This is a genomic window from Pseudooceanicola lipolyticus, assembly GCF_002786325.1.
Lineage (GTDB): Bacteria > Pseudomonadota > Alphaproteobacteria > Rhodobacterales > Rhodobacteraceae > Pseudooceanicola_C > Pseudooceanicola_C lipolyticus.
Window position 1 is genome coordinate 1 of record NZ_PGTB01000168.1, and the last position, 7712, is coordinate 7712.

Sequence of the window (7712 nt, forward strand, 5' to 3'; positions counted from 1 at the left end):
ACGGTTAGCAGCGCCAGCGCGCCGGTCAGCCCGCCGGTGGTCCACAATGTCAGTTCCAACGTGCCGCTGAACCAGGCGGCCAGCCCGATCAGCGCCGCCAGCCCGGCCAGCAGGGCCACCACATGGCGCGGCCGGGGGATCAGCCGCGCAGAGCCCAGCGCATCGCGGAACAGCGTGGCGGCGCGTACCTCTTCGGTGCGGGCCAGCGGCCAGAGGGTAAAGATGAAGGCGGTCAGCAGGCCGTAGACCGCCGCCTCGGCCAGCGGCTGCGGATAGATGCGGAACACCGCCGGCACCGGCAGTTGCGCTTCGATCAGCGGCGACAGCAGCACCGGCACGGCACCGCCCAGGACGATGCCGATGGCGATGCCCAGCAGCGACAGCGCACCGATCTGGATGAAATAGGTGCGAAAGATGGTGGCGCGGTCGGCGCCCAGGGTTCTGAGCGTGGCGATCACGTCGGTCTTGCCCGCCAGGTAGGCGCGCACCGCCGCCCAGACCCCGACGCCGCCGACGGCCAGCCCCGACAGGCCGACCAGCACCAGGAAGGCGCCCAGCCGTTCGACGAAATTCTGTACCCCCGGCGCGCCGTTGCGCGAATCGCGCCAGCGCAGTCCGCTGTCGCGGAACCGGTCGCGCGCATCCGCCGCCAGCGCCGCCAGATCGGCGCCCAGCGGCAGGTCGAGCCGGTAATCGGTGGAAAACAGCGTGCCGGGCGCGATCAGCCCGGAATTGGCCAGCGCCTCGGTCGCGACAATGGTGCGCGGGCCCAGCCCGAAGCCGGCCGAGGCATTGTCGGGCTCGCGCAGCAGCAGCGCGCTCAGCACGAAATCCTGCGTGCCCAGGCGGAATTGATCGCCGGGGGACAGGCCCAGCCGGTCGGCCAGCACCCGTTCCATCACGCCGCCGGGCAGGCCCCCTTGCCCGGCCAGCGCCTGGGCCAGGGGGATATCCGGCTCCAGCACCACGGTGCCGATCAGCGGATAGGCCTCGTCGACCGCCTTGACCTGGGTCAGCCCGCGTTCGGTGGTGTCGCCGCGCGAGACCACCGCCATCGAGCGGAAATCGACAATTTCCGAGATGGCGCGGGCATGGGTCTGCATCCAGGCGCGCTCGGCCTCGGAGGCAAAGCGATAGGTGAATTCCATCTCGGCATCGCCGCCCAGCAGCGCCGCGCCCTCGCGGGCGAGCCCGGCCTCGATGCTGGAACGCACGGTGCCGACGGCGGCGATGGCGGCAACGCCAAGGGCGAGGCAGGCGAGGAAGATGCGGAACCCGCTGAGGCCGCCGCGCAATTCGCGCCGGGCCAGTCGCAGGGCCGTCCGGCTGCTCATTCCGCGGCGTTCCGGGCCAGTTCCGGGGCGATTTCGCCGTCGCGCAGGCGGATCACCCGGTCGCAGCGGGCGGCAAGCTCGCCGGAATGGGTGACCAGCACCAGCGTCGCGCCGTGCCGGTCGCGCAGGCCGAACAGCAGGTCCATGATGGCGCTGCCATTGGCCTCGTCGAGGTTGCCGGTGGGTTCATCCGCCAGCAGGATCTCGGGGCGCGGCGCCGAGGCGCGGGCCAGCGCCACCCGCTGTTGTTCGCCGCCCGACAGCTGTGCCGGATAGTGATCGGCCCGCGCCGCCAGCCCCACCGCCTCCAGCTCGGCGCGGGCGCGCGGGAAGGCATCGCGCATCCCGGCCAGTTCCAGCGGCGTGGCGACGTTTTCCAGCGCCGTCATCGTCGGGATCAGGTGAAAGGACTGGAACACCACGCCCATATGGCCGCGGCGAAAACGTGCCAACTCGTCCTCGCCCATCGCGGTCAGGTCCTGGCCCAGCGCGGTGACGCTGCCGCCGGTGGCGCGTTCCAGCCCGCCCATCAGCATCAGCAGCGAGGATTTGCCCGAACCGGAGGGACCGACCAGGCCAAGCGTTTCGCCGCGCGTCACCTCCAGGCTGATGCCGCGCAGGATATCGACCCGCCCGGCATTGCCTTCCAGCGACAATGCGGCATGTTTCAGGGAAAGGACGGCGTCGGTCATGAGCTCTTTGATTTTGGCGCGTTTGAAAGGATATGGAGGTGCAGCTGCGATGCGCAAGGTTCTCTTAGGCATTATCCTGATCTGGACCGGATTTGTCGCCCGGGCCGAGCCGGTGACGATTGCCGCGCTGGGCGACAGCCTGACCCAGGGCTATGGCCTGCCGCAGGAGGCGGGATTCGTGCCGCAGCTGGAGGAGTGGCTGCGCGCGGAAGGGGCCGAGGTGGTGCTGATCAATGCCGGCGTGTCGGGTGACACCACTGCCGGCGGCGCGGCGCGGGTGAACTGGACGCTGACGCCCGAGGTGGACGCGATGATCGTGGCGCTGGGCGGCAACGACCTGCTGCGCGGGATCGACCCGGCGGTGTCGCGCGCCAACCTGGAGGCCATCTTGCAGGCGGCGCAGGCGGCAGAGGTGCCCGTGCTGCTGATCGGGATGCAGGCGCCGGGCAATTACGGCCCCGAGTACAAGCGCGATTTCGAGGCAAATTATGCAGAGCTGGCGGAACAATACGGCACGCTGCTGGTGCCCGATTTCCTAGGCGGAATCGCCGGCGAGGGAGCCGATCCCGCGGCGCTGGGCCGGTTTTTGCAAAGCGATGGCATCCATCCCAATGCCGAGGGGGTGGTGCGGATCGTCGCCGCTATCGGGCCGGCGGTGCAGGCGCTGATCGCGTCAGCGCGGCAGGACTAGCCGATGCCGGGGCGTGTGTTCCTGACCACGCCGGTGCAACAGGTGGCGCGCGTGCTGGGCGTTTCGGCCGACGCGGTTGCCGAGGAACCGCCGCGCCGCAATATCGCGCCGGGGCAGGCGGTGCTGGCGCTGACCGCCACCGGGCTGCGGCGGATGCGCTGGGGCATGATTCCGGTGGGCCGCGTCAATGCGCGCGGCCGTCCGGTGATGGAGACCATCATCAACGCCCGGTCCGAGACGGTGTTCGGCAAGACCGCCTTTGCCGATGTCGGCCGCGCGGTGCTGCCGGTGGATGGCTGGTATGAATGGACCGGGGAAAAACGGCGCAAGACCGCCTGGCGCATCACCGCGAAATCCGGCGACCTTCTGCGGTTTGCCGCGATCACCGACCGCTGGACCGCGCCCGGCGGCCAGGTGGTCGAACAGCTGGCCACGGTGACCTGCGCGCCCTCGGCCGATGTGCGCGACATTCACCACCGCATGGCGGTGATTCTGCACCCGTCGGATGTGGCGCTGTGGCTGGAGGGGAGCGAGGCCGAGGCGGCACCGCTGATGGTGCCCTGGCCCGATGGCCGCCTGGGGGTGGAAAAGGCGGAAGATGTCGACTGGACCGCCGCCTGAAACAGCGGGGAATCGTCGATGAGGTCCCGGCGCGGGGCCGGGACTGCGTTGGCTTTGGCCGGTCCCGGCGCGAGGGCCGGGAGGGCAGAAGTTATTCTGCCAGTGCGATGTTGATCGCGGATTCGCGGCCGTCGCGGCCGGGCTGAATGTCGAAGGTCACCTTCTGGTTGTCGCGCAGACCGGTGAGGCCGGCACGCTCGACCGCCGAAATATGGACGAACACGTCCTTGCTGCCGCCTTCGGGTGCAATAAAGCCATAACCCTTGGTGGTGTTGAACCATTTGACGGTGCCATTGGCCATCGTCGTTTCTCCTTTGTCTTGCTGCCCGCGGTATTGCGGCAGCCCGGCTTGGTCAGTAGATCGAGGACTGAGCCGTGTAAGGAGCAGTGGGGTCGATATCGTAACGTCGCGCGCCTCTCATATGCGAAACCCCTATTTTTGCAAGAGATTTGATTGTGAACGGCGGTGTGGCGCCGGTTTTCGCAGCGGCGGAAAAGCGGGTAAAATCACCGGCACGGCCCGAAAAAATTTCGAAGATGCAGGGAGATGGCGGCGGCACTTGCCCGGCCGTGCCGCAGGCGCCGGGCTGAGAGGCTGGCCTGAGGTCAACGGCCATTTTCCAGCCGCTGCAGCTCGGCATGGCTGTAGCTGCGGGCGATCACCCCGTCATCGCCGGCGCGGAAGGCCGGATCCTGTGGCAGGCATCCCAGCCCGCAGATCTGCCAGGTGCGCATCCCGGCGCCGTCGATATACCACAGCCGACCGCCTGGCGTGGCGACATAGCCGTTGATGCCCTCGTCGCGGTCGCTTTCCAGATCCAGGGTGGTGGGAAATTCGGCCGGCACCTCGCGGCCATAGGCGCCATGGGTGTGCAGCGAGGCTATCAGATCGCCCTCGACCGGCGGCAGCAGCGGCACGCATCCGTCGCGGTCGCCACGCACCAGGTCGGTCAGGCCCAGGCTGCCGTCGCGATGGCGGAACAGATAGCCGCAATATTCACGGTTCTCGGCAAAGGAGAGGATCTGCGCCTGGGCCAGCCGCGCGCGCACGGCGGCAAGCTCTTCTGGCGCGGGCCCGCCGGTGGGCGCCGAAGTGAAGGTGATCAGGGCCAGCAGGAAAACCAGCATCCGCCGCGGCGCCGCCCGAGGTCAGAGAACGGTCACAACGGTGCCCAGCGGCACGCGTTCATACAGGTCGATGACATTTTCATTGGCCAGGCGGATACAGCCGTTCGAGACCGGATGGCCGATGGTTTGCGGTTGATTGGTGCCGTGAATGCGGAAATAAGTGTCGATCCCGTTCTGGAACAGGTACAGCGCCCGCGCGCCCAGCGGGTTGTCGGGGCCGCCGGGCTGCACGTAATCATTGTCGACGAATTTCGCGTAGGTGTGCGGCTCGCGTTCGATCATCTCATCGGTGGGACGCCATGTGGGCCATTCCTTTTTCACCTGGATCACCGCCTGGCCGGTGAATTCCAGCCCGGCGCGGCCGACGCCGACGCCATAGCGGATCGCCTCTTTCGGTTCGGTCACGTAATACAGGTAGAAGGAACGCGGCAGCACCAGAAGCTGACCGGGCAGGAAATCTTTCTTGATCTTGACGAATTGCGGCGTGGGATCGAAGACGATGTCCTCGCTGGCCTGAACCGCCGAGGGCAGCGCGGCGGCTGCGGCAGAGGCGGCAAGGAAATGGCGGCGGGTAATCATGACACGGCTCACTGCTTAACGATGGCTGGCAACCTGAGTGGCCAAAAGGATGCGGCCAGTTCTGCCGCAGGTCAATGCTATCGCGAAAATGTGCTTGGATTACTGCCTGTTGGTGCCCGGCCGGCCACAACCGGGGCGCCACCCTGGCGGCAAGGCCCGGTTATTTCCCGATCAGCGCCTTGCCCGGCTTGGTTTTCTTTTTCAGTTTTCCGCCGGATTGCTGAATGACATGGGTCAATTCATGCGCCAGCAGTTCGCTGTTTTTCACGTCGCCGGATTTCACCAGGTAAATATTCTGGTCGATGGTAAAGGCCTTGGCTTTTAGTTTGCGGCCGATTTCGGCGATATTGCCCCCGGTATGCACGCGGACCTTGTTCAACTTAACGTTGAAATGCTCCTCCAGCCCGTCGATCACGTCTTTGGGCAGCTTTTTTGCCTTGGTGCCGCTGGGCGCCTCGTCACAGGGTTTCAGCCGCGCCTTTTTGCCCTCCAACGCCTGCGCCTTGGCGATTACGCTGTCCTTGCTCATGCGGTTTCTCTCCCTGTCCTGCGGGGAGTTTAGCACATTCGACGCGCCCGCGCGGGCGAAACTGCACCTGCTGGCCGGCGGGGGCAACTATCGCAAAACGTGTGAATAGGGCGAAAAAATTGTCTTGAAATGCAGTTAATCGCGTTCGCGCCTAATTCCCGTCCAATTTTGGCCCGGATCGCTGGCCAAGACTTTCTAAACGACGCGAAACACTCGCGGAGCGTGCTGGGCAGGCGGTAGAGCCAGGAGACCGAAGACGATGCAAATTCTCGCCGTAGATGATGACCCGATCATCCATGACTTGCTGCGGCAAAGTTTGTCCGGGAAGGGATTTGCGGATATCACCACGGCCGAGAGCGCCGAGGATGCGATGGAGATCATCGAACGCAGCGGGCGCCCGTTCGAGACCTTCCTCCTGGACATCCAGTTGCCTGATTCCGACGGTATCCGCCTGTGCGAGCGGATCCGCGCGATTCCGGAATACAAGCTGGCCCCGATCATCATGATCACCGCCAGCCGCAAGCCCGAACTGATGGAGCGCGCCTTTGCCGCCGGCGCCACCGATTACGTGACCAAGCCGTTCGACGGGCTGGAACTGGCCACCCGGCTGAACTTGGCCGCGATGCTGAGCCGCAGCATCATGCGCGAGCGGATGAATCGCCACACCCTGTGGGAACTCAGCCGGCAGACCCGGATCAGCTTTGACGAACGGGTGTCGCTGTCCAGCGTCTACGGGGTCAGCGATTTCCTGGAAGTCGAAAACAGCCTGCTGCGCAGTTCCGGCGGCTGTTACGCGCTGAGCCTGATGGCGGTGGAAATCTGCGGCGCGCGGGCGCTGTATAATGCGGTGCCGCCGTCGGAATTCCGCCAGCACCTGGAACAGGTGGCGGCGGCGATCTCCAAATCAGTCGACGTGGCCTCGACCCAGATCGCCTATGCCGGGCGCGGCCTGTTCGTTCTGGTCAAGCACGGGCGCAAGCGCACCGACCTGGTCGAACTGGAACAGCGGATGCAATCCTGTCTGAACACCTCCTGGCTGGCTGTGTCCGAGCGCGCGCCAAACGCGCCCGAGCTGCATATGCGCGAGATCTCGGGCAACCGGCTGTGGAGTGGTACGGCGGCCAGCAACGCGCTGAACAACTTCCTGAACAAGACCAGCCGGGTGCCGGTGCGTAACACCATCGAGGAAAACCGCATCACCGCGGCGATGCGCCGTGCTCCGCGTATGAAATGAACCTGCGGGCCTCCGCAGGTGAGCCATAAAACTTAACCATCTGACCCGAACGTTTGCCCATGTCCAACATCTCGCCCTACGAAGCCAACAGCATCTCGGCCTTTTTTACCGTCGGCCTGGCGCGGCCGGGGCGTTTGATGCTGACCAACCATGTCGAGCGGCTGCGCCTGGCGGCGGAGCGCACGCGCGCGGCGCGGCCCTTCCAGCTGGACGCCTGGGTGGTGCTGCCCGATCATCTGCATTGCGTGATGACGGTGCCCGCAGGGGATGATGATTTTGCCGGCCGCTGGCTCGAAATCCGGCGGCGGTTCTGTGACAGCCTGAACACCACCGGCCCGATCTGGCAGCGCGGCGTGCGCGGCCAGGTGATTTCCGGGCTGACCGACTATGCCGATTGCGTGCGCCGCTGCTGGTTCGATCCGGTGCGGCATGGGCTGGTGGCGGATCCGAATGACTGGTTCCTGTCCTCGCTGCATGATGACGAGCTGCTGGAGCGGCAGGCGGCCTGATCCCGGCGCGCCGGATCAGCGGGGCCACGACAAAACCGCCACGCGCGGGCGTGGCGGTTTTTTTGAAGCATCTTCACGCGCACTTCGACAAGCTAATCTGGGGGTGAGGCGCTGTAGACTGGCTTCCTGATCGCAACATAGCAGATTTCCGGCCGAGTCGCATCCGCTAACGCCCGCGGTTTCAGGTCAATCGCGCGGGGCCGGCGGATGCGCGCCTCCCCGGCAGCAGGCCCGCCCACTGGATCGGCGCGGCGTGTGGCAACAGCAGCGCCGAGCGCAGCAACACCTTGTTGGTCTCAAGCGCCGCGGCGATGCGCTGGAAATGGCCGCGCCCGTCATCGGGGGACCGCAGCAGCTGGGTTTCGGCCTGCTCCAGCGCCGCGACAAAGGCCTCG

At 66.1% G+C, this 7712-nt stretch carries 10 protein-coding genes and 1 pseudogene; 4 read left to right on the forward strand and 7 right to left on the reverse strand.

Annotation, left to right across the window (positions count from 1 at the left end):
- The coding region (locus CVM52_RS21755) for an ABC transporter permease (protein ID WP_133119930.1) at positions 1-1334 on the reverse strand (1334 nt) is incomplete at its 3' end.
- Positions 1331-2026, reverse strand: a complete 696-nt coding sequence (locus CVM52_RS21760) for an ABC transporter ATP-binding protein (RefSeq protein ID WP_100164484.1) — start codon at positions 2024-2026, stop codon at positions 1331-1333. The genes CVM52_RS21755 and CVM52_RS21760, both read right to left, overlap by 4 nt.
- A 49-nt stretch (positions 2027-2075) precedes the next feature.
- Between CVM52_RS21760 and CVM52_RS21765 the strand changes: the two genes are divergently transcribed.
- On the forward strand, positions 2076-2717 hold the full coding sequence (locus CVM52_RS21765; protein ID WP_100164485.1) for an arylesterase: 642 nt from the start codon (positions 2076-2078) through the stop codon (positions 2715-2717).
- Positions 2718-2720: 3 nt separating this feature from the next.
- The gene (locus CVM52_RS21770; RefSeq protein ID WP_100164486.1) at positions 2721-3338 is read left to right on the forward strand and encodes an SOS response-associated peptidase; all 618 of its coding nucleotides are present in this window, start codon (positions 2721-2723) and stop codon (positions 3336-3338) included.
- A gap of 91 nt (positions 3339-3429) precedes the next feature.
- Here the strand turns inward: CVM52_RS21770 and CVM52_RS21775 are convergent, their stop codons facing one another.
- The 4 genes from CVM52_RS21775 to CVM52_RS21790 form a co-directional block, all read right to left on the reverse strand.
- Positions 3430-3639, reverse strand: a complete 210-nt coding sequence (locus CVM52_RS21775; protein ID WP_100164487.1) for a cold-shock protein — start codon at positions 3637-3639, stop codon at positions 3430-3432.
- Positions 3640-3944: 305 nt separating this feature from the next.
- Positions 3945-4466, reverse strand: coding sequence for a DUF4329 domain-containing protein (locus CVM52_RS21780; protein ID WP_100164488.1), 522 nt, complete (start codon positions 4464-4466; stop codon positions 3945-3947).
- A gap of 21 nt (positions 4467-4487) precedes the next feature.
- Complete coding sequence (locus CVM52_RS21785) at positions 4488-5045, reverse strand: L,D-transpeptidase (RefSeq protein ID WP_100164489.1); 558 nt, start codon at positions 5043-5045, stop codon at positions 4488-4490.
- Positions 5046-5205: 160 nt separating this feature from the next.
- Positions 5206-5574 carry an eCIS core domain-containing protein gene (locus CVM52_RS21790; RefSeq protein WP_100164490.1) on the reverse strand — a complete coding sequence of 123 codons (369 nt, stop codon included), beginning with the start codon at positions 5572-5574 and terminating at the stop codon, positions 5206-5208.
- Positions 5575-5833: 259 nt separating this feature from the next.
- Between CVM52_RS21790 and CVM52_RS21795 the strand changes: the two genes are divergently transcribed.
- Complete coding sequence (locus tag CVM52_RS21795; RefSeq protein ID WP_100164491.1) at positions 5834-6808, forward strand: response regulator; 975 nt, start codon at positions 5834-5836, stop codon at positions 6806-6808.
- A gap of 59 nt (positions 6809-6867) precedes the next feature.
- A complete protein-coding gene (locus CVM52_RS21800; protein ID WP_100164492.1) occupies positions 6868-7317 on the forward strand; it encodes an REP-associated tyrosine transposase in 450 nt (149 codons plus the stop codon).
- A 181-nt stretch (positions 7318-7498) separates the two neighbouring features.
- Here CVM52_RS21800 and CVM52_RS27095 read toward each other — a convergent pair.
- Positions 7499-7712 (reverse strand): annotated as a pseudogene (locus CVM52_RS27095) (hypothetical protein); the annotation flags it as partial.

Bases quoted from the DNA above. Each gene is read 5' to 3' on its own strand.
- CVM52_RS21800 (WP_100164492.1), top strand. From the start codon at position 6,868: ATGTCCAACATCTCGCCCTACGAAGCCAACAGCATCTCGGCCTTTTTT.
- CVM52_RS21775 (WP_100164487.1), bottom strand. From the start codon at position 3,639: ATGGCCAATGGCACCGTCAAATGGTTCAACACCACCAAGGGTTATGGC.
- CVM52_RS21790 (WP_100164490.1), bottom strand. From the start codon at position 5,574: ATGAGCAAGGACAGCGTAATCGCCAAGGCGCAGGCGTTGGAGGGCAAA.
- CVM52_RS21765 (WP_100164485.1), top strand. From the start codon at position 2,076: ATGCGCAAGGTTCTCTTAGGCATTATCCTGATCTGGACCGGATTTGTC.
- CVM52_RS21760 (WP_100164484.1), bottom strand. From the start codon at position 2,026: ATGACCGACGCCGTCCTTTCCCTGAAACATGCCGCATTGTCGCTGGAA.
- CVM52_RS21780 (WP_100164488.1), bottom strand. From the start codon at position 4,466: ATGCTGGTTTTCCTGCTGGCCCTGATCACCTTCACTTCGGCGCCCACC.
- CVM52_RS21795 (WP_100164491.1), top strand. From the start codon at position 5,834: ATGCAAATTCTCGCCGTAGATGATGACCCGATCATCCATGACTTGCTG.
- CVM52_RS21785 (WP_100164489.1), bottom strand. From the start codon at position 5,045: ATGATTACCCGCCGCCATTTCCTTGCCGCCTCTGCCGCAGCCGCCGCG.
- CVM52_RS21770 (WP_100164486.1), top strand. From the start codon at position 2,721: ATGCCGGGGCGTGTGTTCCTGACCACGCCGGTGCAACAGGTGGCGCGC.